The organism is Sphaerotilus sp. FB-3 (assembly GCF_023706025.1).
GTDB classification, from domain to species: domain Bacteria; phylum Pseudomonadota; class Gammaproteobacteria; order Burkholderiales; family Burkholderiaceae_C; genus Sphaerotilus; species Sphaerotilus sulfidivorans.
This window is the reverse complement of record NZ_BQWE01000016.1, coordinates 170,802-195,045: the sequence shown is the minus strand read 5'-3', so window position 1 is coordinate 195,045 and position 24,244 is coordinate 170,802. Positions and strand designations below refer to the sequence as shown.

The 24,244-nt window shown below is 71.0% G+C and carries 21 protein-coding genes; 6 read left to right on the top strand and 15 right to left on the bottom strand.

Going from position 1 to position 24,244, the window contains the following annotated elements; translation table 11 throughout:
- Window positions 1-4 precede the first annotated feature (4 nt).
- Both NFT33_RS09110 and NFT33_RS09105 read right to left on the bottom strand, forming a co-directional pair.
- Complete coding sequence (locus NFT33_RS09110; protein WP_251674756.1) at window positions 5-1,243, bottom strand: aminotransferase-like domain-containing protein; 1,239 nt, start codon at window positions 1,241-1,243, stop codon at window positions 5-7.
- Window positions 1,240-2,226, bottom strand: coding sequence for a DMT family transporter (locus tag NFT33_RS09105; protein WP_251674754.1), 987 nt, complete (start codon window positions 2,224-2,226; stop codon window positions 1,240-1,242). Before NFT33_RS09105 ends, NFT33_RS09110 begins: the two co-directional genes overlap by 4 nt.
- Before the next feature lie 71 nt (window positions 2,227-2,297).
- On the opposite strand from NFT33_RS09105, the gene NFT33_RS09100 reads away from it, so the two are divergent.
- The gene (locus tag NFT33_RS09100; RefSeq protein WP_251674752.1) at window positions 2,298-3,761 is read left to right on the top strand and encodes an aminotransferase-like domain-containing protein; all 1,464 of its coding nucleotides are present in this window, start codon (window positions 2,298-2,300) and stop codon (window positions 3,759-3,761) included.
- Window positions 3,762-3,785: 24 nt separating this feature from the next.
- Here NFT33_RS09100 and rpoH read toward each other — a convergent pair whose 3' ends face one another.
- Window positions 3,786-4,718, bottom strand: a complete 933-nt coding sequence (gene rpoH / locus NFT33_RS09095) for an RNA polymerase sigma factor RpoH (RefSeq protein WP_220787023.1) — start codon at window positions 4,716-4,718, stop codon at window positions 3,786-3,788.
- A gap of 128 nt (window positions 4,719-4,846) precedes the next feature.
- Here rpoH and NFT33_RS09090 point away from each other — a divergent pair, with 128 nt between their 5' ends.
- The gene (locus NFT33_RS09090; RefSeq protein WP_251674750.1) at window positions 4,847-6,871 is read left to right on the top strand and encodes a YhgE/Pip domain-containing protein; all 2,025 of its coding nucleotides are present in this window, start codon (window positions 4,847-4,849) and stop codon (window positions 6,869-6,871) included.
- Between the two features lie 38 nt (window positions 6,872-6,909).
- On the opposite strand, the gene NFT33_RS09085 is transcribed toward NFT33_RS09090, so the two are convergent.
- The 7 genes from NFT33_RS09085 to NFT33_RS09055 all read right to left on the bottom strand — a co-directional run bounded on the left by NFT33_RS09085 (window position 6,910) and on the right by NFT33_RS09055 (window position 14,576).
- Window positions 6,910-7,695 carry a Crp/Fnr family transcriptional regulator gene (locus NFT33_RS09085; RefSeq protein ID WP_251674747.1) on the bottom strand — a complete coding sequence of 262 codons (786 nt, stop codon included), beginning with the start codon at window positions 7,693-7,695 and terminating at the stop codon, window positions 6,910-6,912.
- Window positions 7,696-7,827: 132 nt separating this feature from the next.
- Entirely contained in the window at window positions 7,828-9,351 is a 1,524-nt protein-coding gene (ntrC, locus tag NFT33_RS09080) for a nitrogen regulation protein NR(I) (RefSeq protein ID WP_251674745.1), read from the bottom strand.
- A 54-nt stretch (window positions 9,352-9,405) separates the two neighbouring features.
- Entirely contained in the window at window positions 9,406-10,497 is a 1,092-nt protein-coding gene (glnL, locus tag NFT33_RS09075; protein ID WP_259373328.1) for a nitrogen regulation protein NR(II), read from the bottom strand.
- The gene (locus tag NFT33_RS09070) at window positions 10,494-11,048 is read right to left on the bottom strand and encodes a hypothetical protein (protein ID WP_251674743.1); all 555 of its coding nucleotides are present in this window, start codon (window positions 11,046-11,048) and stop codon (window positions 10,494-10,496) included. The genes glnL and NFT33_RS09070 overlap by 4 nt, the downstream gene beginning before the upstream one ends.
- 144 nt (window positions 11,049-11,192) lie before the next feature.
- Window positions 11,193-12,608 (bottom strand): type I glutamate--ammonia ligase, encoded by a 1,416-nt coding sequence (gene glnA / locus NFT33_RS09065; RefSeq protein ID WP_037477526.1) that lies wholly within the window; start codon window positions 12,606-12,608, stop codon window positions 11,193-11,195.
- Between the two features lie 229 nt (window positions 12,609-12,837).
- On the bottom strand, window positions 12,838-13,647 hold the full coding sequence (locus NFT33_RS09060) for a competence/damage-inducible protein A (protein WP_251674741.1): 810 nt from the start codon (window positions 13,645-13,647) through the stop codon (window positions 12,838-12,840).
- Window positions 13,644-14,576 carry an EI24 domain-containing protein gene (locus tag NFT33_RS09055; RefSeq protein ID WP_251674739.1) on the bottom strand — a complete coding sequence of 311 codons (933 nt, stop codon included), beginning with the start codon at window positions 14,574-14,576 and terminating at the stop codon, window positions 13,644-13,646. The genes NFT33_RS09060 and NFT33_RS09055 overlap by 4 nt, the downstream gene beginning before the upstream one ends.
- A gap of 315 nt (window positions 14,577-14,891) precedes the next feature.
- Between NFT33_RS09055 and NFT33_RS09050 the strand changes: the two genes are divergently transcribed.
- Entirely contained in the window at window positions 14,892-15,068 is a 177-nt protein-coding gene (locus NFT33_RS09050; protein ID WP_251674738.1) for a hypothetical protein, read from the top strand.
- Between the two features lie 4 nt (window positions 15,069-15,072).
- Here the strand turns inward: NFT33_RS09050 and NFT33_RS09045 are convergent, their stop codons facing one another.
- The 4 genes from NFT33_RS09045 to NFT33_RS09025 all read right to left on the bottom strand — a co-directional run bounded on the left by NFT33_RS09045 (window position 15,073) and on the right by NFT33_RS09025 (window position 19,101).
- Window positions 15,073-16,050, bottom strand: a complete 978-nt coding sequence (locus tag NFT33_RS09045; RefSeq protein WP_251674912.1) for a sterol desaturase family protein — start codon at window positions 16,048-16,050, stop codon at window positions 15,073-15,075.
- On the bottom strand, window positions 16,050-16,871 hold the full coding sequence (locus tag NFT33_RS09040) for a polysaccharide deacetylase family protein (protein WP_376744145.1): 822 nt from the start codon (window positions 16,869-16,871) through the stop codon (window positions 16,050-16,052). Before NFT33_RS09040 ends, NFT33_RS09045 begins: the two co-directional genes overlap by 1 nt.
- Window positions 16,872-16,873: 2 nt before the next feature.
- Window positions 16,874-18,019, bottom strand: coding sequence for a YncE family protein (locus tag NFT33_RS09035; RefSeq protein WP_376744142.1), 1,146 nt, complete (start codon window positions 18,017-18,019; stop codon window positions 16,874-16,876).
- A 173-nt stretch (window positions 18,020-18,192) separates the two neighbouring features.
- The gene (locus tag NFT33_RS09025; protein ID WP_149502447.1) at window positions 18,193-19,101 is read right to left on the bottom strand and encodes a dienelactone hydrolase family protein; all 909 of its coding nucleotides are present in this window, start codon (window positions 19,099-19,101) and stop codon (window positions 18,193-18,195) included.
- Window positions 19,102-19,212: 111 nt separating this feature from the next.
- Between NFT33_RS09025 and NFT33_RS09020 the strand changes: the two genes are divergently transcribed.
- The 3 genes from NFT33_RS09020 to NFT33_RS09010 all read left to right on the top strand — a co-directional run bounded on the left by NFT33_RS09020 (window position 19,213) and on the right by NFT33_RS09010 (window position 23,167).
- Window positions 19,213-20,736 (top strand): Ppx/GppA phosphatase family protein, encoded by a 1,524-nt coding sequence (locus NFT33_RS09020; protein ID WP_251674733.1) that lies wholly within the window; start codon window positions 19,213-19,215, stop codon window positions 20,734-20,736.
- An 86-nt stretch (window positions 20,737-20,822) separates the two neighbouring features.
- Window positions 20,823-22,865 carry a polyphosphate kinase 1 gene (gene ppk1, locus NFT33_RS09015; protein WP_251674730.1) on the top strand — a complete coding sequence of 681 codons (2,043 nt, stop codon included), beginning with the start codon at window positions 20,823-20,825 and terminating at the stop codon, window positions 22,863-22,865.
- Between the two features lie 47 nt (window positions 22,866-22,912).
- Complete coding sequence (locus NFT33_RS09010) at window positions 22,913-23,167, top strand: sulfurtransferase TusA family protein (protein WP_149502444.1); 255 nt, start codon at window positions 22,913-22,915, stop codon at window positions 23,165-23,167.
- Between the two features lie 46 nt (window positions 23,168-23,213).
- Here NFT33_RS09010 and galU read toward each other — a convergent pair whose 3' ends face one another.
- Entirely contained in the window at window positions 23,214-24,083 is an 870-nt protein-coding gene (galU, locus tag NFT33_RS09005; RefSeq protein WP_251674729.1) for a UTP--glucose-1-phosphate uridylyltransferase GalU, read from the bottom strand.
- Between the last annotated feature and the right edge of the window lie 161 nt (window positions 24,084-24,244).

Genomic DNA, 24,244 nt, shown 5'->3' with positions numbered 1-24,244 from the left:
GGGGTCAGGGCGTCGGGGTCGGCGCGTCTTCGGTCAGGTGGCGGCGCAGCAGCGCGCCCAGCGTGGCCACCGCGGTGCGGATCTCGTCGGGCGTCAGCGTCACGAAGGACAGGCGCACGGTGCGCGCATCGGGCTGGCGGGCGTAGAAGGCCGCGCCGGGCACGAAGGCGATGCCCTGCTCCACCGCCTGCGGCAGCAGCGCCGTGGCGTCGCAGCCCTCGGGCAGGCGCACCCAGCAGAACATGCCGCCCGAGGGCGGCTGCCACTCGCTGCCGGCGGGCAGGTGCTCGCGCAGCGCCTCGCACAGCGCGTCGCGCTGGCGGCGGTACATCGCGCGGATCTGGGGCACATGGGTGTCGAGGAAGCCGTCGCGGATCACCTCGTGCACCACGCGCTGGTTGAAGCCCGGCGTGTGCAGGTCGGCGGCCTGCTTGGCCTGCAGCAGCTTCGGGTAGAGCGCACGCGGCGCCACCACGTAGCCCAGCCGCAGCCCCGGCGCCAGCACCTTCGAGAACGAGCCCAGATAGATCGTGCCCTCCGGCCAGCGCGCGGCCAGCGGACGCGGCGGCGCAGCGTCGAACCACAGGTCGCCGTAGGGGTTGTCCTCGACCAGCGGCACGCCGGCCTGCTTTGCCGCGGCCACCAGCGCCTCGCGGCGATCCTCGGGCATCAGCCGACCGCTCGGATTCTGGAAGTTCGGCAGCACGTACAGGAAGCGCGTGCCCGGCGCGTCATGCGTGAGCGCCGCCACCGCCTCGGGCAGCGGCCCGTCGGCATCGCTGGCGACGCTGGCGAAGACCGGCTCCATCGGCGCGAAGGCCTGCAGCGCGCCCAGGTAGGTCGGTGTTTCCACCGCCACCGGCGCGCCCGCATCGACCAGCACCTTGGCGACCAGGTCCAGGCCCTGCTGCGAGCCGGTGGTGATCAGCACCTGATCGGCGCCGACCGCCATGCCCTGCGCGGCCAGATGCGCCGCGACCCACTCGCGCAGGGGCGCGAAGCCCTCGCTGGCAGCGTACTGCAGCGCCTCGCGCGGGGTGTCGCGCAGCACGCGCTCGCAGGCGGCGCGCATCGCCTCGACCGGAAAGCTCTCCGGCGACGGCAGGCCGCCGGCCATCGACAGGATGCCGGGGCGGTCGGTGACCTTGAGGATCTCGCGCAGGATCGACGGATTCATGCGCTCGGCGCGACGCGCCAGGGTCCAGGGAGAAGAAAAAGATTCAAAAGATTCAGCAGCAGTCATGCACGGCCCTCCGGCTCGGATCGGTTCAGGGAAGACGGGACCGCCAGGACTCGGGGTGGCGTGCGCCCGACCGGCATTGTCCGTCCGATGCCCACGCAGGCCATCACCGCCAGCGCGAAGACCAGCGTGTCGGCCTGCAGCGGCTCGCCCAGCAGCGGCACGGCCGCCAGCAGCGCGAGAAAGGGCTGCAGCATCTGCACCTGGCTGACCCGCACCAGCCCGCCCAGCGCCAGGCCGCGGTACCAGGCGAAGAAGCCCAGCCACATCGAGAACACGGTGACATAGGCGAAGCCCGCCCAGGCCGCGGCCGACACCGCCCGCGGCTCGGGCGGCCACGACCACAGCGCGACGGGCAGCGTCAGCGGCAGGCTGATCACCAGCACCCAGCAGATCACCTGCTCGGGCGGCCGCGCCGCCGACAGCCGCGCGCCGGCCACATAGCCCGCCGCCCCGCACAGCATCGCCAGCAGCAGCCAGCCGTCGGCCGCGCTCACCCGGCCACCGCCCTTCAGGCCGACAAAGCCCAGCACCAGCGCTGCCCCGGCCAGCGCGCAGATCCAGAAGCCGCGCGAGGGCCGCTGGCGCAGGTGCCAGGCGCCGACCGCCGCGGTGCACAGCGGCAGCAGGCCGGTGATGACCGAGGCGTGCATCGACGGCACCTCGCGCAGCGCCATCGCCAGGCACAGCGGAAAGCCCAGCACCGTGCCGGCGGCCGACAGCAGCAGCGCGCCACGCTCGGCGCGGGTCGGCCAGGCGGCGCGGGTCAGCAGCAGGAAGATCAGGCTGAGCAGCGCGGCGCCGGCGGCGCGCCCGGCGGTGACGAACAGCGGCGGCAGCTGCGGCGCCTCCAGCGGTCCGACCGCGAGCCGGGTCATCGGCGTGGTCAGCGCGAACACCGCCACGCCCAGCAGGCCCAGCCAGAGGCCGCGGCGCTCGGCCGCCCGCTCGCGCTGCGGGGAAGAGATCGACGGGTTCGTGCTCATGATGCGCTGCAGTCTAGGCAACACAGCCAATACACTGACAGTACAGATCGCCCCACATCTCGACACACTGTATGGCCCGAACGACCGACACAGCGGTCCGCCTGCCGGCCGCGCTGCAGCTCAGCCGCGACGGCAGCCGCACGCTGTCCGAGCAGCTCGCCGCGCATTACGCCGCGCTGATCCGCCAGCGCCTGCTCGCACCGGGCAGCCGTCTGCCTTCGGTGCGCGAAGGCGCCCGCCGCCACGGCGTCAGCCCGCACACCCTGGTCGCCACCTATGACCAGCTGCTGGCGCAGGGCCTGGTCGAGGCGCAGCGCCAGCGCGGCTTCTTCGTGCGCGAGCGCACGACCCCTGCGCAGCGCGGCGAGGCCCCGGCCGCATCACCGCCCGACAGCCCGCGGGTGCCAGTCGACGCCAGCACGCTGATCCGCGGCATGCTCGGCAGCGGCGGCCGGCCCGGCCCGGGCCTGGGCACGCTGCCGCCCGCCTGGCTGGATGCGCCGATGCTGCAGGCCGCGCTGCGCCGGGTGCTGGCCAGCGGCCGCGAGGACGAGCTGGGCGTCGCCGCGCTGCACTACGGCGAGCCGGCGGGCGACCCGCGGCTGCGCGAGGCGCTGGCGCAGCGCCTGGCCGATGTCGGCGTGCGTGCCGCGCCGCGCCAGATCATGACCACGCTGGGCGCGACCCAGGCGCTCGATCTGGTCTCGCGCGCGCTGCTGGCGCCGGGCGACGCGGTGCTGGTCGACGAGCCCGGCTGGTCGGTCGAATACGCGCGGCTGACGCTGCTGGGCATGCGGCTGCTGCCGGTGCCGCGCGGGCCCGACGGGCCCGACCTGGCGGTGATGGAGGCGCTGGCGCGCGAGCACCGCCCGCGCCTGTACGTGACCGTCTCGGTGCTGCACAACCCGACCGGCGGCATGCTGTCGCTGGCCAGCGCGCACCAGCTGCTGCAGCTGGCGCAGGCGCACGACTTCCATGTCATCGAGGACGACACCTACGCGCACCTGGCGCCCGCGCACGCGCCGCGGCTGGCCGCGCTCGACGGGCTCAAGCGCTGCTTCCACATCAGCGGCTTCTCGAAGATCCTGGCCCCCGGCTGGCGGGTCGGCTTCGTCGCGGCGCCGCCCGACTGGATCGAGCGGCTGATCGACGTGAAGATGCTCGCCAGCCTGACCACGCCGGCGCTGCTGGAGCAGGCGGTGGCGGTCTGTCTGGAACAGGGCCTGCTGCGCCGCCATGCCGAGCGGGTGGTGGCGCGGCTCGACGCCGCGCGCGGGCGCAGCGTGCGGCTGGCGCAGGGCGCGGGCTGCGAGTTCGTCTGCCCGCCGCAAGGACTGTTCGGCTGGATCGAGACCGGCATCGACACCGAGGCGCTGGCGCAGCGCCTGCTCGACCGCGGCTGGAGCACCGCGCCCGGCAGCCTGTTCCACGCCCGCCGTCAGCCGGGCACGAAGATGCGCATCAACTTCGCCACCGCGCAGGACGCGGCGTTCTGGCGCGACTTCGAGGGCGAGCGCGAGGCGATGCGGCGCTGAGGCACGCCACCGCGCTGGGCGGCGTCAGGCCGCCTCGACCAGCGCCTTCTTCATCTTCTTCATCGCCGCGACCTCGATCTGGCGGATGCGCTCGGCGCTGACGCCGTATTCGGCCGCCAGCTCGTGCAGCGTCATGCCGCCGGAGCCGTCGTCGTTGACCTTGAGCCAGCGCTCCTCGACGATGCGGCGGCTGCGGGCGTCGAGCGCGTCGAGCGCGCGCAGCAGGCCCGGACCGGCCAGCTCGTCGCGGCGGCGGGCCTCGATCGCGCGGGTCGGCTCCTGGCGGTCGTCGGCCAGGTAGGCGATCGGCGCGAAGGACTCGTCATCGTCGTCGCCGCCCGGCTCGAGCGCGACGTCGCCACCGGCGAAGCGCGTCTCCATCTCGATCACGTCCTCGCGGCGCACGTTCAGCTCGGCGGCGACGCGGTCGATCTCGGCCTCGGTCAGGCCGGCGCGGTGGGTGGCGCCGTCGGCGGCCTCGCCCTTCATCTGGCGCTTCATCGAGCGCAGATTGAAGAACAGCTTGCGCTGCGCCTTGGTGGTGGCGACCTTGACCACGCGCCAGTTCTTCAGGATGTACTCGTGGATCTCGGCCTTGATCCAGTGCAGCGCGTAGCTGACCAGCCGCACGCCCTGGTCCGGGTCGAAGCGCTTGACCGCCTTCATCAGGCCGACGTTGCCTTCCTGGATCAGGTCGCCCTGCGGCAGGCCGTAGCCGAGATACTGCCGTGCCACCGAGACCACCAGGCGCAGGTGCGACAGCACCAGCCGGCCGGCGGCGTCCAGATCCTGCTGGTCGCGCAGGCGGCGCGCCAGACGGGTCTCCTCTTCGGCGCTGAGCATCGGCAGCCGGTTGACGGCGCTGATGTAGGCGTCGAGGTTGCCCAGCGAAGGCACCAGGGCCCAGGGATCACGGACAGCAAGAGCGGTGGAAGAGGACAGTTGCATGTTGGCCATAGACTGTTTCAGCCTCCTGGAGTTCCTTTGATCTTAGCACTCGCTCTCAAGGAGTGCTAAGGCCGGAAACGGCAGAAAAGGGTCAGACTCGTGACAATCGAGGGGTAGGAAAGAGGGAGAGAGAGGGCATGGAGCACGGGGCCGGACAGCAATGGCGCAGGCTGGTGGCGCTGGACACCGCGCTGCTGCGACGCCACCGTCGCTTCGCGCTGGCGGCGCTCGGCGCGCTGCTGGTGCCGGCGCTGTATGCGCTGATCTATCTGTCGAGCCTGTGGGATCCGAGCGCACGCACCAGCGCGCTGCGTGCCGGGCTGGTCAACAGCGACCGGGGGGCCTACCACCGTGGCGTCGAGGTCAGCATGGGCGAGCAGGTGCAGCAGGCGCTGCTGCGCCAGCATCTGTTCGACTGGCAGGTCTTCGACGACCGGGAGGCGGCGCGGCAGGCGGTGCGGCGTGGCGAGCTGAGCTTCGCGGTGCTGATCCCGGGCGACTTCAGCGAACAGGCCCTGCCCGGCCGGGAGGCCGGCGCAGCGCGGCTGACGCTCTACACCTCCGAGGGCAACAGCTACAGCGCCGCCGGCTTTGCCAAGCGCTTCGCGCCGGAGCTGGCGCATCGGGTCAACGAGTCGCTCAACGAGCAGCGCTGGGCGCTGGTGCTGGAGACGGCCGCCGGCTCGCGGCTCGACCTGGCGACGCTGCGCGAGCGCGTCGAGCAGATCCGCGACGGCAGCGGCCGGCTGGCCGAGGGCCTGCACCAGGCCGACCTGGGCGTGCGCGAGCTCGGACAGGGCCTGGCGAAGGCGCAGGACGCCAGCCAGCAGCTGCACCGCGGCGCCGGACAGCTCGCCGACGGCAGCAGCGCGCTGGCGACCGGCTGGCGGCCGCTGGCCGGCGCGCTGCGCACGCTCGACGCGCAGCGCCCGCCAGCCGCCGATCTGGAGGCGCTGCGCCAGGGCAGCCAGCGTCTGGTCCAGGGACAGGAGGAACTCGGCCGCGGCCTGGAGGCGCTGCAGGGCGGCAGCCGCACGCTGCGCCAGGGCGCGCTGATGCTGCAGCAGGCCAGCGAGCCGATCCCGCTGGTCGGCGACGAACTGGCCGAGGCGGCCGCGCATCTGGGCGACGGTGCCGCTCAGCTCGGCACCGGCCTGGGCCAGGCCCGCGAGGCCAGCCGGCAGCTGCAGGCCGGCAGCCAGCAGCTCGCCGCCGGTGTGCAGACGCTGACCGGCGGCGTGGCCCAGGCAGGCGGCGCACTGCACCAGATCGTCGCGGCGCTGCCCGAGGACGGCCGCATCGATGCGCTGGCCCAGGGCGCGCAGCAGCTCGGCGCCGGCACCCAGGCGCTGGGCGGCGGCCTGAAGCAGCTCCAGACGGGCCAGGACCGCCTGCAGCACGGCCTGATCGAACTCGACGACGGCAGCCGGCGGCTGCATGAGGCGCTGACGCTGCTGGTGCGCTCGCTGCCCGCCGATCTGCCGCTGCCCGAGGGCAGCGCACGCGGCCTGGCCGATTCGGTCGCGCCCCGGCTCGAGGTGGTCGCGCCGGTCGGCAGCGACGGCGCAGGCTTCGCGCCGAACTTCGTGCCGATGTCGCTGTGGATCGGCGCGGTGACCGCCGCGCTGATGTTCCATCTGCGCCGGCTGCCGCGCGAGGCGGCCGGTCTGGCCCGACCGCTGCAGGTGCTGGGCAAGCTGGCCTGGCCAGCGGCGATCGTGCTCGGCCAGGCGCTGGTGATGGTGGCGATGCTGACGCTGCTGCTCGACCTGAAGGTGCTGTACCTCGGCCCCTTCGTCGCGACGGTCATCACCGCCTCGCTGAGCTTCCTGGCGATCGTCTTCCTGCTGATCCGCTGGTTCGGCGACATCGGCAAGGCACTCGGCCTGCTGCTGCTGGTGATCCAGATGGCCGCGGCCGGCGCGGCGATGCCGATCGAGCTGGCCTCGCCCTTCTTCCAGGCGATCCACCCCTGGCTGCCGCTGACCTGGGTGGTCAAGGCCCTGCGCGCCAGCCTGTTCGGCGCCTATGACGGCCAGTGGCTGATGCACTGGGCGGTGGTGGCCGGCTGCGGCGGCACGGCGCTGCTCGGCGCGATGCTGGCCGGGCGCTGGCGGCTGGTCGACCGGCAGGACTACCAGCCCGGCATCGAGTTCGACTGAACGACGAGACCACGACAGGGCAGAACGGTCCGGGCCGGTCAGCCGCTGCCCAGCGCCGCCAGACCGGCCAGCGCGCACAGCGCCGCGACCTCGGGCACCCGCACCTGATAGCCGCGCACCGACAGCACGCCACGCGACTGGAAGCTGCGGATCAGCCGCGACAGCGTCTCCGGCGACATCGCCAGCTGCTGCGCGATGTCGCGCTTGCGCTCCTGCAGCCGCAGCTCGGCCGGGCCGCTGCGCACCGGGCAGCGCTGCAGCAGCCACTGCGCCAGCCGGGCCGGCGCGTCGTTGTGCAGCAGATTGCGCGAGGCCAGCGTCATCTGGCGGATCTGCATCGCCAGCGCCTGGCAGAGCAGACCGGCCAGCGCCGGCTGGACCGCCATCTGGCGCATCACCTCGTCGATCGGCAGCTCGGCGATGACCGCGTCGGACAGCGCCTGCGCCTCCATCGCGCAGGGCTGGCCGAGCCAGGCGGCGCTGACATCGATCCAGGCCGGGCCGTTGACGCTGCGCTCGGTGCGCAGGCTGCCGTCCGGCGCACGCGAGCCCATCACCACATCGCCCGACAGCAGCAGCACCAGGGCGCGCGCCGGCAGGCGGGTCTCGAGAATCATGTCGCCCGCCGCCACCGTGCGACGGCGGGCCATCGCCATCAGCGCGTCGATCTCGGTCTGGGCCAGCGCCGAGGCGGCCAGCACCCGACGCCACGGCGACGGATCGGCCGGGGACGGCGGCGGCGCGGCCAGGCGGCGGCGCGGACGGGGCAAGGGGGCGGCCGCAGGGGAAGTGGTCCCCTCGGCCCGGGCGGTGAACATCTCCATGGGCGGGCAGTCAGGCTGTGCGGACGCGGCGGGATCGCCGTTGCACTGTCACCCAAGTTCGCGCCGCCACTGTTGAGACAAGTCAAGCCGGACCGCGCAATACCCCCCGGCGGTTCAGGCCGCGGCAGCGATTCAGTCGAGCCCAAGCTCCTGGATCTTGCGGGTGATGGTGTTGCGGCCGATGCCGAGCTTGTGCGCGGCCTCGATGCGCCGCCCCTTGGTCAGCGACAGCGCGGCCAGGATCAGCCGGGCCTCGAACTGGCGGGTCAGCGTGTCCCAGACCTGCGGATGGCCCTGGTCGAGCAGCTCGCGGGCCTGCCGCTCCAGGCCGGCCAGCCAGGCATCCTGTCCGGGCAGCAGCACCGCCGCCGCCGGGCTGACCGCCTCGCGCGACTGCGCCGGCATCGCCAGGCCCGCCGGCAGCGCCGCCGCCCCGCCCGGCGGGCTGCTCTCGGCCGCCGCCGGCAGACCCGCCGCGCCCGCGGCCACCGCGGCTGCGGCATGGGCCTGCACCTCGGGCGGCAGATCCTTCGGATCGACCACCTGCGCCGGCGCCATCACCGTCAGCCAGTGGCAGAGGTTCTCGAGCTGGCGCACATTGCCGGGAAAGTCGAACAGCACGATCTGCTGCAGCGCGGCCTCCGAAATCCGCTTGGGCTCGACGCCCAGCTCCTTGGCGCTGCGCTGCAGGAAATGGCGCGCCAGCCCGGCGATGTCCTCGCGGCGCTCGCGCAGCGGCGGCAGGCGCAGCCGGATGACGTTCAGGCGGTGGAACAGATCCTCGCGGAAGCCGCCCTCGCGCACCCGCTCCTCCAGATGCTGGTGGGTGGCGGCGATCACGCGCACATTGCTCTTGAGCGGCTGGTGGCCGCCGACGCGGTAGAACTGGCCGTCCGACAGCACCCGCAGCAGCCGGGTCTGCAGGTCGAAGGGCATGTCGCCGATCTCGTCGAGGAAGAGCGTGCCGCCCTCGGCCTGCTCGAAGCGGCCGCGCCGGGTCGCCTGCGCGCCGGTGAAGGCGCCGCGCTCATGGCCGAACAGCTCCGACTCGAGCAGATCCTTCGGGATCGCCGCGGTGTTGATCGCCACGAACGGGCCGCCCGCGCGCGGGCTGTGCTTGTGCAGCGCCCGCGCCACCAGCTCCTTGCCCGAACCGGACTCGCCGGTGATCAGCACGGTGACATTGCTCTGGCTCAGGCGGCCGATGGCGCGGAACACGTCCTGCATCGCCGGCGCCTGGCCGAGCATCTCGGGCACCTCGGGCGCACCGCGGTCCTCGACGCTCTCCTCGCGCAGGCTTTCCTCGACCGCGCGGCGGATCAGCTCGACCGCCTTGGGCAGGTCGAAGGGCTTGGGCAGGTACTCGAAGGCGCCGCTCTGGAAGGCGGAGACCGCGCTGTCCAGATCGGAGTAGGCGGTCATGATGATGACCGGCAGGCCGGGATGGCGGGCCTTGACGCTGGCGAGCAGGTCGATGCCGGTGCCGCCCGGCATGCGGATGTCGCTGACCAGCACCTGCGGCGCGTCGTCCTCGAGGGCAAGCAGCACGTCGCGCGGATTGGTGAAGCTGCGCACCGGCAGCCCCTCGCGCGCGAGCGCCTTCTCCAGCACGAAGCGGATGGATTGGTCGTCGTCAACGATCCAGATGGGTTTCATGCGTCGTGGCCTGTCATGGCGTGAGATCCCGCCTCCCCGGCCACGTCTCGGGCCTCAGGGCAGCGGGATCTGGATCTTGAACAGCGTGCAGCCCGGCTCGCTCTCGCATTCGATCAGGCCGTGATGCTGCTGGACGAAGTCCTGTGCCAGCGTCAGGCCGAGCCCCGAGCCGCCGTCGCGGCCGGAAACCAGCGGAAAGAAGATGCGATCGCGGATCTCGGGCGGCACGCCGGGTCCGTTGTCCTCGATATGCAAGTCCAGTGCCAGCCGATAGCGCTGCCGGCCGATCGTGACCTGGCGCGCCGCACGGGTGCGCAGCACGATGCGCGCATCGCCGTTGGCGCGGCGCTCGGCCAGCGCCTGCGCGGCGTTGTGGGCGATGTTGAGCACCGCCTGGATCAGCTGCTCGCGGTCGCCGCGGAATTCGGGCAGCGAGGTGTCGTAGTCGCGCTGCACCACCAGCCCCTTCGGGAACTCGGCCAGGATCAGCGAGCGCACCCGCTCCAGCACCTCATGGATGTTGACGTCGGCCACCATGTGCGGGCGGCGATGCGGCGCCAGCAGCCGGTCGACCAGCGCCTGCAGCCGGTCGGCCTCGTGGATGATGACCTGGGTGTATTCATGCAGCGAGCGGTTGTCGAGCTCCATCTCCAGCAGCTGCGCCGAGCCGCGGATGCCGCCGAGCGGATTCTTGATCTCGTGGGCGAGATTGCGGATCAGCTCCTTGGTGATGCGGGCCTGGTCGAGCGCACGCGCCTCGCGGTCCTGCCGCGCCTGCTGCTCCAGCTCGACCAGCTCGAGCAGCACCTGCTCGCCATGATCGATCTGGGTCACGATCGCATGGACCGGCAGCGGCTCGCTGGAGGCCGCGCCGGGCGGACGCCCCAGCAGGGCCTCCAGCCGGGCGGTGCTGTACTCGTTGGCCACCACCGCATCGAAGGTGACCTTCAGCATCGCCGGATCGACGAACCAGCCGAAGGCGCTGCTGCCCTGCAGCGCGCGGCGCGGCAGGCCCAGCGTGCTCTCGAAGGCGGCGTTGACATGCTGGCAGCGCCCCTCGCGGTCGAGCACCGCGACCATGGTCGCCAGATGGTCGAAGGCCTCGAAGGACGAGGAGGTGCGGTTTCGGTTCCTGAAGAAGCTCACGGGTTGGGCAGCTTGCTGAGTTCACGCCGGATCGCGGCGACGTCGGCTTCCTTGCGGGCGATGGCCGCCTTCATCTCGGCCACCCGCTCCTGGTAGCGGGCGAAGTTGCGCTCGTCGCCGCGGCGCTCGGGTTCGCCGTTGTTGTAGTCCTTGCGCAGCACCGCCAGCGCGCTTTCCTCGCGCGCCAGCTCGGACTCGAGAATGCGCCGCGCATCGCTGTCGCGGGCGCGCTGCTGCGCGGGATCGACCCGCATTTCCGGCGCGCCGGCCGGCCGGGCCGGGCCCGAGGACGGCGCGCCGCCCGAGGCGGTCGCGGCCGGCGCGCTCACCCGGCCGGCCCCCTCGCCCGCTGCCGGCGCGGCACGGCGGGGCGCCGCGCCCTGCACCACGGTGACCGGCGCACCGTCGAGGGTGCGGCAGCCGCGCTCGGCCGCCTCCTTCGGAGTGATCTGGTCGGTGTAGAGGTTGCCGGGACAGCGGTAGACCGGCCGCTCCTGGGCCGCCGCGTTCGGCAGGAAGGTCAGCGCCGTCAGACCGGCCCATGTGAGCACGGCAAGCCGCGGGCGAAGGCAGGAAGCTCGGATCATGATCGGATCAGTATCGCGCAAAAGGAAAGGCGGCCCGGAGGCCGCCTTCGCGATGGGTGTCCGCCAGGACAGCGCTGCCGCCGGCTTGAGGCCGACGGCAGGCCCGCATCACAGCGCGTAGTACATGTCGAACTCGGCCGGATGGGTCGTCATGCGCATGCGCTGGACTTCCTGCATCTTCAGGTCGATGTACGCGTCGATGTAGCTGTCGGTGAACACGCCACCCTTGGTCAGGAACGCACGGTCCTTGTCCAGGGCTTCCAGAGCCTGCTCCAGCGACGAGCAGACGGTCGGGATCAGCGCGTCCTCTTCCGGCGGCAGGTGGTACAGATCCTTCGTGGCGGCTTCGCCCGGATGGATCTTGTTCTCGACGCCGTCCAGGCCGGCCATCAGCAGCGCGGCGAAGCCCAGGTACGGGTTCATCAGGGGATCCGGGAAGCGGGCTTCCACGCGACGGCCCTTCGGGTTCGCGACGAACGGGATGCGGATCGAGGCCGAGCGGTTCTTGGCCGAGTAGGCCAGCTTCACCGGGGCTTCGTAGCCCGGGACCAGACGCTTGTACGAGTTGGTGCCCGGGTTGGTGATCGCGTTCAGCGCGCGAGCGTGCTTGATGATGCCGCCGATGTAGTACAGCGCGAAGTCGCTCAGGCCGGCGTAGCCGTCACCGGCGAACAGGTTCTTGCCGTCCTTCCAGACCGACTGGTGCACGTGCATGCCCGAGCCGTTGTCGCCGACGATCGGCTTCGGCATGAAGGTCGCGGTCTTGCCGTAGGCGCCAGCCACGTTGTGGATGACGTACTTCTGCAGCTGGACCCAGTCGGCGCGCTCGATCAGCGTGCTGAACTTGGTGCCGATCTCCATCTGGCCGGCGTTGGCCACTTCGTGGTGGTGCACTTCGACCGGAATGCCCAGGCTTTCCAGGATCAGGCACATCTCCGAGCGCATGTCCTGGCCCGAATCGACCGGCGGCACCGGGAAGTAGCCACCCTTGACGGTCGGACGGAAGCCCTTGTTGCCGTGCTCGTAGTCCTTGCCGGTGTTCCAGGCGGCTTCTTCCGACTCGATCGAGACGAAGCAGCCCGACATGTCGACGTTCCAGCGGACGCTGTCGAACACGAAGAATTCCGGCTCCGGACCGAAGTAGGCGGTGTCGCCCAGGCCCGAGGCACGCATGTAGGCCTCGGCGCGCTTGGCCAGCGAGCGCGGGTCGCGCTCGTAGGCCTTGCCGTCGGCCGGATCGATGACGTCGCAGGTCAGGATCAGGGTCGGCTCTTCGAAGAACGGATCGATGTTCGCGGTGTTCGGATCCGGCATCAGCAGCATGTCCGACGCCTCGATGCCCTTCCAGCCGGCGATCGAGGAGCCGTCGAACGCGTGACCCGACGTGAACTTGTCTTCATCGAAGTGCGAAACCGGCACGGACACGTGCTGTTCCTTGCCACGGGTGTCGGTGAAACGGAAGTCGACGAACTTGACTTCGTTTTCCTTCACCATCTTCATCACGTCGGCGACGGTCTTGGCCATCAGGGGCTCCTAGCGAGATGGGGATATCTGTGAATGGATCGGGGTGTTGCAAGGTTCACGACCGGGCCGCGAACCGCATGGCAATGTAGCAGAAAGCATGCCTGAATCCGTATCCACAGGAACGGTCTTCATGTCGCTTCATGCCGCCTCAGACCGCCGGAATCGGCCCCGGATCAGGCAGATTCCGTGCATGCACCATATCTGTGCGCAAACAGTTTCACGCCATGATTCATTCTGGTGCATTCGAGCGCACCATTTCGGGGCCCGTGCGGGCACCGAAGCGGGCGAGCCCGTCCAGCAGGGCGGCGTAGGCCGCATCGAGGCGCTCGCCCCGGCCCTTGACGCCCAGCTCGATGTGACGGCCGTGCACCGGATGGTCGACGCTGGGCAGGCTGAAGACCTTGATGCCCTCGAAGCGGGCCTCGAGGTCGATCATCAGCGGCGTCAGGCTGGCCTCCATCGCGCCATAGACGATGAGCGAGCGCTCCTGCTGCACGCCCGCGCCATGCAGGTGCGCATAGCGGGTGTCGAGCAGCGCCTCGATCATCGGGTGCGCCATCACCGGAAAGCCTGGCACGAAATGCACGTCGCCGACCGAGAAGCCCGGAATGCGGTTGTACGGGTTCGGGATGAGGGTGGCGCCCTCGGGAAAGACGCCCATGTTGAGCCGGTGCAGCGTGTCCGGATGGTCGGGATCGTCGGTCCAGCCCTTCTCGGCGGCGAGCTGGCGCACCCGCTCCATGATCAGCTCGCGCGCCTCGGGGTGCAGCGCCAGCGGCCGGCCCAGCGCGGCCGCGGCGCACTGGCGGGTGTGGTCGTCGGGCGTGGCGCCGATGCCGCCGCAGGAGAACACCACATCGCCGCTGGCGAAGGCGGTGCGCAGGATGTCGGTGATGCGGCGCGGGTCGTCGCCGACATAGTGGCTCCAGGCCAGCGCGAGGCCGCGCGCCGAGAGCAGTTCGATCACCTTCGCGAGGTGCTTGTCCTGGCGCTTGCCCGAGAGGATCTCGTCGCCGACGATGATGAGGCCGAAGTTCATGGCAGCAGAGGCGGGTTCGGGAGGGAGGAGGAGGAAGAAGCAGAAGGGGACGCTGAAGACGGCAGCGCCGGTGCGCCCGGCATCGGCACGCCGTCGACCGGCTCGATCTCGACGCGCAGCGGCTGGAGCACCGGCGCGGCCTGGCGGCGGGCATCGAGCGCGGCCAGCATGTAGTGCGCGAACCAGAGCGCGGCGAAGACCTCGACCAGCGTGTAGAGCCAGACATAGACCGGCAGCAGCAGCGGCGCCATCGGCAGCGCCAGCACGCCGAAGGCCCAGATCAGCGACGGCGCCGCGCCCAGGTAGCCGCAGGTCACGCCGATGGCCAGCAGCGGCGCGCGGTGCTCGCGCAGCAGCGCGGCACGCTCGGCCGCGTCGGCATGCTCGGCCAGCACGTCGTGGGCCATGACGCGGTAGGTCAGCCAGCCCAGGATCAGCGGCGGCAGCAGCAGCGCCAGCGGCGGAATCAGCCACAGCGGCAGCGTCAGCACCAGCGCCGCCAGCGCCGCGCCGATCGAGCCCAGCGTCCAGCCCAGCGCGCGCCACCACGCCAGCGGGCCGCGCCGCTCGAGCGCCTCGAAGCGGCGCCGTCCCACAAGACCGATCAGGGTCGGCGCCATCAGCGCCGACACCAGCAGCAGCGCGGCGATGATCAGCACCGGCACCACCGCCACCAGCAGCAGCAGCGGCCCGATGACATGCCGCAGCACCCCGCCGGTCCAGCGGTCCAGCCAGGCGACCGCGTCGCCCAGCAGCGGCGCATCGACCACCAGCGCGGTCATCGCGGCGGCCGCGGGCTCCCAGAAGAACCAGGCCAGGGCCGTCGACACGGTGCCCAGCAGCAGCACCGGCAGCATCGACAGGAAGATCACGCGCGGCATGAAGCAGTAGCCGATCGCGCGCCAGAGGGCATCAAGGACTTTCGACATGGCGGTGAGCATAGCCAAGCCGGCGCGCACATGCTGAAGGTCAGTTTGACCAGAGCTCCATGGGTTACCAAACAGCCGTGCGCGATACACCGCTCAGCCAACACGACATGGTGATTCGTGACATCAGGCCGCAGCTATCGAACTGACGATCTGATCAGCTTGGTACTCAATAGGACGACTCTTGTTTTGGTTAGGATCCGACTGCCATTTTTTTCATTTATGGCACTTATCGACCAAGACAAGGAACGGCAATGAGCAAGGGAAGTAATAGCGGTGGTGGCCGCAGCAGTGGTAGCTCCAACTCTGGACAATCTCGTGGAAGTAGCCCTGCAGGCGGCACTGGTGGACGAGCCGGTGGCAATGCTGGTGGATGGCCCAGCAGCACCGGTAACCCGTCAGGAGGAGGCCGCAGCAATGCGCCTGCAGGTGGCAGCGGTAAGAAATAACCACACGCCGCTGTTTAAACAGTCAAAGGCAGACTGTCACCTCTGAACGTTTACCCCCGCCCGATCAGCCGCAGCAGCCCCAGCCGCTGCTGCGCCCAGAAGCCGCGGCCGTAGTCGCGTCCGCCCTCCTCGGGCAGCTGGTCGCGGATGCCGGTCGGGCCGACCGGGCTGCGGAAGTCGGCGGTGCCGAACAGGATGTCCCAGACCGGGAACAGCACCGCGAAGTTGCAGCCGCCCAGCGTGCCCCTGCCGGCCGCGGACTCATGGCCCAGACCGATGGCATGGTGCAGGCGGTGGAAGCGCGGGCTCACCAGCAGCCGCTCGCCGATCAGGCCGAAGGACAGGCGCAGATTGGCATGCGACAGGCTCTCGACCAGCTGGCCGAAGGCGACGATGGCGACGAACTGCGCCGGCGCGACCCCGATCAGGTGGCCGATCTGCACCAGCAGCGCGTCGCGGATCAGGTCGTCGAGCAGGTGGTTGCGGTTGTCGCTCCACATCGTCATCTGGCGCTGGCTGTGGTGCAGCGCATGCAGCGCCCACCAGGCGTCGAAGCGGTGCTGCGCGCGGTGCATCAGATAGTCGACGAGGTCGAGCAGCAGCAGATAGACCAGGAAGGCCGCCAGCGCGGTGTCGGTCACGCCCGGCCACCAGGGCGCGATCGCCTCGTCCAGATGCCAGCCGGAAAAGCCGTGCACCGCCAGCGCACCCCACAGCGCCTGCCACAGCGGATCGACCAGGAAGAACAGCCCGACGCGAAAGAGCCCGAGCCGGTGCAGCAGCGTGTAGGCGATGTCCGGGCGGATGGCGGCGCGGTCGCGCACCGGCTCGGCCGGGCGCAGGCGCTGCAGCGGCCCGATCAGCGCCAGCATCACCGCCAGCTGCAGCAGGCCCACCAGCAGCCAGCCGGTGGCGTTGTAGGCATCCTCCAGCAGGGCGCCCTGCCCGAGCGCGAACAGCAGCGGCTGCACCGCCGCCTCGAACAGCCACTGCTGGGCCTGGCCGAAGAGCTGGACAAGAGCATCGATCATGGTCGTGACGGAGAGGAAGTCGGGGCCGGACGGCGCGCCGCCTCGCCCAGTTCGGGATGTTCGGTCAGCGTGGCGAAGCAGTGGCCGCGCGCCTTCAGCCCGACGATCAGCGGCTCGAGCACCGCCGGCGCCCAGACCTCCTGGCGCGACCAGATGCCCAGGTGCGCCAGCAGGATGTCGCCCGGGCGGATGTCGCGCAGGGCCTGCTTCAGCAGCCGGTCGTTCGGATGGCGGTCGCTGGACAGCTCGTCGCCGAGAAAGCCTGCCGGGCTCCAGCCGACATGCGTCCAGCCGCAGCGCGAGGCCGCCGCCAGCAGCGCCGGCGAGGTCTTGCCGCCGGGCGCGCGGAACAGCGCGGCCATCGCCGGCCGGCCGGCGATCTCGGCCAGGCGTGCGGCCGGCCGGGCCAGCTCGGCGCAGTACTGGGCGGCGTTCATCGTCGAGCGCACGCCGGCCTGCGGGCCGGCGCTCGGGCGCACCTCGAAGCCGCCGTCGGCGCGGTCGGCGCGCCAGTAGACATGGTCGAAGGTGTGCGAGGCGAACAGATGGCCCTCGGCCACCCGCGCGCGCCACCACGGCGCCCACTGCGCGTCCAGGCTGCCGCCGTCGGTCTGCGTGCGCTCGTTGGCCAGGAAGAAGGTGACCTGGACCTGCTGGCGCCGCAGCACCTCGGCCACCAGCGGCGCCACGCCCATGTGCCCGGTGTCGAAGGTCAGGAACAGCGGACGGGCGCAGCCGGCTGCCGCCGGGCCGGTGGCCAGCAGCCCGGCCATCAGCAGGCCGACCGACAGCGCCGTGCGCCCCCGCGCCGCCCGCATCGTCACAGCCTCGGCGCGTGGTCGAGCGTCCAGACGCCGTGCGGCGACTTGCCCACGCTCACCTGGCGCACCACCTTCTTCTGCTCGGTGTCGATGACGGTGAGCTTGCCGGCCCAGCGCGAGGCCACGAAGATGAACCGGCGGTCCGGCGACAGGTCCATGCAGTCCGGGCCGCTCGGCGCTGGATAGGTGTCGACCACCGCCAGCGTCTGCAGATCGATGCGGCTGATGGTGTTGGCCACCCGGTTGCTGACCAGCACATGGCGGCGGTCGCCCCAGGCGCGGAAGGCGTGCGCGCCGGCGCCGGTCGGAATGCGCCGGATCAGCTTCGGCGGGCTGACGCTCACGTCGTAGGCCTCGACCACCGAGTCGCCGGTCAGGCCGACCAGCAGCGTGCGGTCATCGGGCGTCAGGTAGACATCGGCGGGCATCTTGCCGCTGGGAACGGTCCAGCGCGGCGTCTGCGTGGCCAGGTCGACCGCGATGAGCTGGTCGCTGTCCTGCAGGCTGGCGTAGACCACCGTGCTGCGGGTGTCGATCGCCAGATGGCTGGGCGTCTTGCCGGCGGGCACGCGCTTGACCAGCGTGATGTCGAAGCCGCCACCGGCCGGCCGGCCGACCCGGTACAGGTCGATGTGGTCCAGGCGGTTGGCCGCGGTCACGAACCACTGCATGTCGGGCGAGAAGCGCAGATGGTAGGGATCGACGATGCCGGTGAGCGTGCGCTGGATCTCGCCGCTGCGCGGATCGACCAGCGTGATCGAGTCGCCGACCGCATTGGCCACCAGCAGCGACTTCTCGTCGGGCGACAGGTAGAGGTGGTGCGGCTCCTTGCCGGTGGGCACGCGGCGCAGCTCGGTCATCGTCAGCGGGTCGATGACGCTGAGGGTGGCGTCGAGCGAGTTCAGCACGAAGATCGGCGTGCGCACCGAGAACGGCGCCGCGGCGGCGGAGGCCGTCGAAGCGGCTGGCGTGGCAGGCGCGGCGGACGCAGCCGCCGACGCGGCAGACGCTGTCGGCGCAGCCGAGGCAGGAGGAGGCGTCGACGGGCTGGCCGGAGACGCGGCGGTGGTCGGCCTGCAGGCCCCCAGCGACAGCGCCAGCAGGCTGGCCGAGGAGGAGCGAAGGCAGTCGCGGCGCGAGATCATGCGGCGGGGAGTGGGGTGAGGCGTTGTCGTTCGGTTCGGGGAGCGCGGCAGTTTAGCCCGCCGCTCCGCCGCGCCCTCCCCCCTCGCCTGCCCAGCGTCGCACCCCCGCTTGAGCGGGATCAGCAGATCGCCAGATCGGCAGATCGGCCGAGCCGCCTGCCGGTCCCGGCCGCTCAGGCCACGCCCTGGGCCTTGAACCATGCAAGGCAGCGCGCCCAGCCGTCGGCCGCCGGCCCGGCACGGAAGCTGGGGCGATAGTCGGCATGAAAGGCATGCGGCGCCTCGGGATAGACGACGAACTCCGAGCGCTGCGCGGCCGGGCTGCCAGCCGCCAGCGCCGCCTTCATGCGCTCGACCGTGTCGAGCGCGATGCCGGTGTCGGCCGCGCCGTACAGGCCCAGCACCGGCGCCTTGAGCTCGCCCGCCAGATCGACCGGATGGCGCGGCTGCAGCGCGCTGGCGTTGCCCACCAGCCGGCCGTACCAGGCCACGCCGGCCCGCACCTGCGGGCTGTGCGCGGCATACAGCCAGGTGATGCGGCCGCCCCAGCAGAAGCCGGTCAGGCCGAGCCGCGCCGTGTCGCCGCCGTTGCGGGCCGCCCAGGCCACCGTGGCATCGAGATCGCGCATCACCTGGGCGTCGGGCACCTTCGAGATCACCTCGGCCTGCAGCCGGGCGATCTCGCCGTAGCTGCCGGCGTCGCCCTGGCGCACGAACATCTCCGGCGCGATCGCCAGATAGCCCTGGCGGGCGAAGCGGCGCGCCACATCGGCGATGTGCTCGTGCACGCCGAAGATCTCGCTGATGACCAGCACGACCGGCAGCCGGGTTCCGCCCGCAGGCGCGGCGCGATAGGCCGGCATCGCGAAGCCGTCCACATCGATGCTGATCTCGCCGACCGTCAGGCCGTCGGCCGGGGTCTTCACCACCGTCTGCGCCATCACCGGCAGCACCGCCGCGGCAAAGCCGGTGCCCAGCGTGGTGCGCATGAAGCCGCGCCGGTCGGGCGCGGGCATCGGCCCGACCGTCACAAGGCTGTCGAAGTCCTGGCGCATATTGTCATCAAGGGGATTCACGGCCATGTCGGTCTCCTGGAGAGCGGGGTTGTCGGCAACCGCGCGAGCATCCGGGGACGCAAAAAAAACCGCAGTCACGGCCGGCTTGTCCCCGAGAAGACCATGGACAATTCACGCATGCCAGCCCAGTCAGCCTCTTCCTCCGTGCCGTCCTGGCGCGGCGTTCTCGCCTCGATCGACATCGGCTCGAACAGCTTCCGCCTCGAGATCGGCCAGACCACCCGCGGCCGCTACCGCCGCATCGACTATCTCAAGGAGACGGTGCGGCTCGGCGCCGGCCTGGATGCCGAGGGTCGCCTGAGCGAGGAGGCCGCGCAGCGCGGCCTGGTCTGCCTGCAGCGCTTCCGCGCCCGGCTGGCCGGCATTCCGGCGCGCCAGCTGCGCGCGGTGGCGACGCAGACGCTGCGCGAGGCCGCCAACCGCGACGCCTTCCTGGCCCGCGCGGCCGAGGCGCTCGGCCATCCGGTCGAGGTGATCTCCGGCCGCGAGGAAGCGCGGCTGATCTACAAGGGCGTGGCGCGGCTGCAGCCCTCATCGCACCCGCGGCTGGTGATCGACATCGGCGGGCGCTCGACCGAGCTGATCATCGGCGCGGGCAGCGTGCCGATGCAGGCCGAGTCCTTCGGCATCGGCAGCGTCAGCCTGTCGATGCGCTACTTCGGCGACGGCCTGTTCACCGAGGAGCGCTTCCGCGCCGCGCAGATCGCCGCCGGCGCCGAGTTCGAGGAGGCGCTGGAGACCTTCTCGCGCCGCCACTGGAGCGAGGCGCTGGGCTCGTCGGGCACGGCCGGCGCGGTCTCGCAGATCCTGGCCGCCGCTGGCATCAGCGACGGCGCGATCACGCCCGAGGGCCTGGCCTGGTGCATTCGCGCCTGCGTGCAGGCCGGCCGCGTCGACGCGCTGGAGCTGCCCGGCCTGAAGCCGGAACGCCGCGCGGTGCTGGGCGGCGGCCTGGCCATCCTGTCGGCGCTGGCGGCGCAGTTCGGCATCGAGGCGCTGCAGCCCGCACGCGGGGCGCTGCGCCAGGGCGTGATCTTCGATCTGGAGGAGCGCCTGGCCGCCGACCGCGATCCGGCCCACCATGATCTGCGCGACGACACGGTGGCCGAGCTGCAGCAGCGCTTTCGCGCCGACGCGATGCAGGCCCGCCGCGTGCAGGACACGGCCCAGCGCCTGCACCGCCAGGTCCAGCCGCGCGCCGAGCTGGACCTGCAGCGCGAGCTGGGCTGGGCGGCGGCGCTGCACGAGATCGGCATGATGGTCTCGCACCACGATCACCACCGCCACAGCGCCTACCTGATCGCGCATGTGGACGCGCCGGGCTTCTCGCAGACGCAGCAGCGCCGGCTGGCCGATCTGGTGCTGGGCCACCGCGGCGGGCTGCGCAAGATCGAGGCCGCGCTGGCCGAGCCCGACCTGGTCTGGCAGCTGCTCGCGCTGCGGCTGGCGGTGCTGCTGTGCCATGCACGCTGCGCACCCGACGAGCCGCTGCCGACGCTGGCGGCCGACGGCCGTGCGGTGCAGCTGCGCCTGCCTGCCGGCTGGGGCGAGCGCCACCCGCGCACGCTGCATCTGCTGGCGGCCGAGGCCGAGGCCTGGGCACGCGTCGGCGCGCTGCAGCTGCAGATGCCCCGAGCCTGAACGCGTCGATCTGGCCGGTCAGACAGGCGAAAATCCGTCACAGATCTGTCATGCCACCGGCCTAGCATCGCCGGATGCCCGACACGATGACCTCTTCTCGCGCTCCGGCGCTGATCAGCCGCGAGCGCTCGATCCTCGAATTCAACCGGCGCGTGCTGGCGCAGGCCCGGCGCAAGGATGTGCCGCTGCTCGAGCGGCTGCGCTACATCTGCATCGTCTCGTCGAACATGGACGAGTTCTTCGAGGTGCGCTTCGCCGACGCGCTGGAGGCCGCACGCCTGACCGACGAGCTCGACGACGACGAGGATCTGGCCCGGGCCGTCGTCGAGGCGCACGCGCTGATCGACGAGCAGTACCGCGTCTTCAACGAGGAAGTGATGCCGGCGCTGGCGGCCGAGCGCATCGTCATCGTCAACCACGCCGACCGCACCGAGGCGCAGCGCCAGTGGGTCTCGCAGTTCTTCCACCGCGAGGTGCAGCCGCTGCTGATGCCGCTCGGGCTGGACCCGGCGCATCCCTTCCCGCAGGTCGCCAACAAGTCGCTGAACTTCATCGCGCAGCTCGCCGGCGCCGACGCCTTCGGCCGCGAGAACTCGATCGCCATCATCAAGGTGCCGCGGGTGCTGCCGCGCATCATCCGGCTGCCCGACCGGCTCACCGACGGCCGCCAGGCCTTCGTGATGCTGACCAGCGTGATCCGCGCCCATCTGGCCGAACTCTTTCCCGGCCGCCAGGTGCTGGCCTTCTCGCAGTTCCGCGTGACCCGCGACTCCGACCTCGATGTCGACGAGGACGACGTCACCAACCTGCGCCAGGCGCTGCGCAGCGAGCTCACCACCCGCCACTACGGCCGCGAGATCCGCCTGGAGGTGGTCAACACCTGCCCGCCCGAGCTGGCGCAGTTCCTGCTGAACCAGTTCGACCTGCCACCGGCCGCGCTCTACCGGGTCAACGGCCCGGTCAACCTGGTGCGCATGAACACGCTGATCGACCTGGCGGTCGCGCCGAAGCTGCGCTTCGCGCCGCACGAGCCGACCTGGCCGGCCGCGCAGCTGCCGCGCAGCCGGCGCGTCATGGACTGCATGGCCGAGCGCGACATCCTGCTGCACCAGCCCTTCGAGTCCTTCGACCCGGTGGTGAAGTTCCTGCGCGAGGCGGTCGAGGACCCGAAGGTGCTGGCGATCAAGCAGACCATCTACCGCACCGGCACCGAGTCGGTGCTGATGGAACTGCTGATCGAGGCGGCGCGCCGCGGCAAGGAAGTGCTGGCGGTGGTCGAGCTGAAGGCGCGCTTCGACGAGGAGGCCAACATCAACTGGGCCGAGCGGCTCGAGCGCGTCGGCGTGCAGGTGGTCTACGGCATCGTCGGACTGAAGACGCACGCCAAGCTGCTGCTGGCCACCCGCAAGGAGGGCCGCCACATGGTGCGCTACGCCCATCTGTCGACCGGCAACTACAACTCCAAGACCGCGCGGCTCTACACCGACCTGGGCTTCCTGACGACCGACCCGGAGATCACCGCCGACGCCGATGCGGTCTTCCGCCATCTCGCCAGCCTCAATCCGCTCGACCACACGAAGCGGCTGCTGGTGGCGCCCTTCGACCTGCAGTCGACGCTGGTCGAGCTGATGCAGAAGGTGGCGGGCGCGGCGCGGGCGGGACGGCCGGCGCGCATCGTCGCCAAGTTCAACGCGCTGACCGATCCGGTGCTGATCGAGGCGCTGGTCGAGGCCGGCCAGGCCGGCGCCGAGATCGACCTGATCGTGCGCGGCGCCTGCATGCTGCCGCCGGGCGTGCCGGGCCTGAGCGAGAGGATCCGCGTGCGCTCGGTGGTCGGGCGCTTTCTCGAGCACACCCGGGTGCTGTATTTCCGCTGGGGCGAGAGCGAGCGCGACGAGGCGCTCTACCTCAGCAGCGCCGACTGGATGACGCGCAACATGCTGCGCCGCATCGAGATCGCCTGGCCGGTGCGCGATCCGGCACTGCGCCAGCGGGTCATCGACGAATGTCTGGTGCCCTATCTGCACGACGGACGCGACGCCTGGGTGCTCGAGTCCGACGGGCGCTACCGCCGCGCCGGCGAGGACGGCCTCAGCGCGCAGCAGGCGCTGGTGGCGCGGCACGGCTGAGCCCGCGGAACTAGAATCGGTGGCAGATCGAGACGAGAAGGCCACCGATGAACACCGATGACACCACCCTGCCCGCCGCCGACCGCGAGGTCGACGCACGCGGCCTGAACTGCCCGCTGCCGATCCTGAAGGCCAAGAAGGCGCTGGCCGACATGGACAGCGGCCAGGTGCTGAAGGTGCGTGCCACCGACCCCGGCTCGCTGCGCGACTTCCAGGCCTTCAGCCGCCAGACCGGCAACGCCCTGCTGGCCCAGCAGACGCTGGACGACGGCGAGATGGTGCATCTGCTGCGGCGGCGCTGAGCGCGCACGGCCGCAGCCACGACCGGGCCCGAGGGCCCGGCGATCCTCAGATCTCGAGATTGCGCAGATAGTCGCGGAAGCCCTTGCCCAGCTCGGGGTGGCGCAGCGCCAGCTCGACATTGGCCTCGAGGAAGCCGTCCTTGCTGCCGCAGTCGTAGCGGCGGCCGTCGTAGCGGTAGGCGAAGACCTTCTCGCGGCGCAGCAGCGCGGCGATGCCGTCGGTCAGCTGGATCTCGCCACCGACGCCGCGCGGCTGGGCGGCGATCTCGTGGAACACGCCTGGCGTCAGGATGTAGCGGCCGGCCACGCCCCAGCGCGACGGCGCGACTTCAGGCGCCGGCTTCTCGACGATGTTGCTGACATCCATCAGGTGATCGTTGACCAGCGTGCCGGCGACGATGCCGTAGCGCTTGGTGTGCTCGGCCGGCACTTCCTGCACCGCCAGGATGGAGGCGCGCCAGTCGTTGAACTGGTCGACCATCTGCTTGAGCACCGGCGGCTCGCCGATCATCAGGTCATCGGCCAGCAGCACCGCGAAGGGCTCGTTGCCGACCAGCCGCTGGCCGCACAGCACCGCATGGCCCAGGCCCAGCGCCTGCGCCTGGCGCACGTAGATGCACTCCATGTCCTTGGGCTTGATGCTGCGCACCACCTTCAGCAGCTCGTGCTTCTGCGCGTTCTCGAGCGAGACCTCCAGTTCGTAGGTCATGTCGAAATGGTCCTCGATCGCACGCTTGTGGCGGCCGGTGACGAAGATCATCTCGCGCACGCCCGCAGCGTAGGCCTCCTCCACCGCGTACTGGATCAGCGGCTTGTCGACGACCGGCATCATTTCCTTGGGCTGGGCCTTGGTGGCCGGCAGGAAACGGGTGCCGAGACCGGCGACCGGAAAGATGGCTTTCTTGACGAGTTGCATGGACAGGTCCCCCTGGAGCGAAGAAAAGAGAACGGATTGCCAAAGTTGTTGAATTGACCGGCAAAAGCACGGCTTCTCGATCAATTCTGGCATGAGATGGTGTCATCTCCACGCTCGATCAGGGGACCGTAATACATCGCGCTACTGATTAACATCGAAGC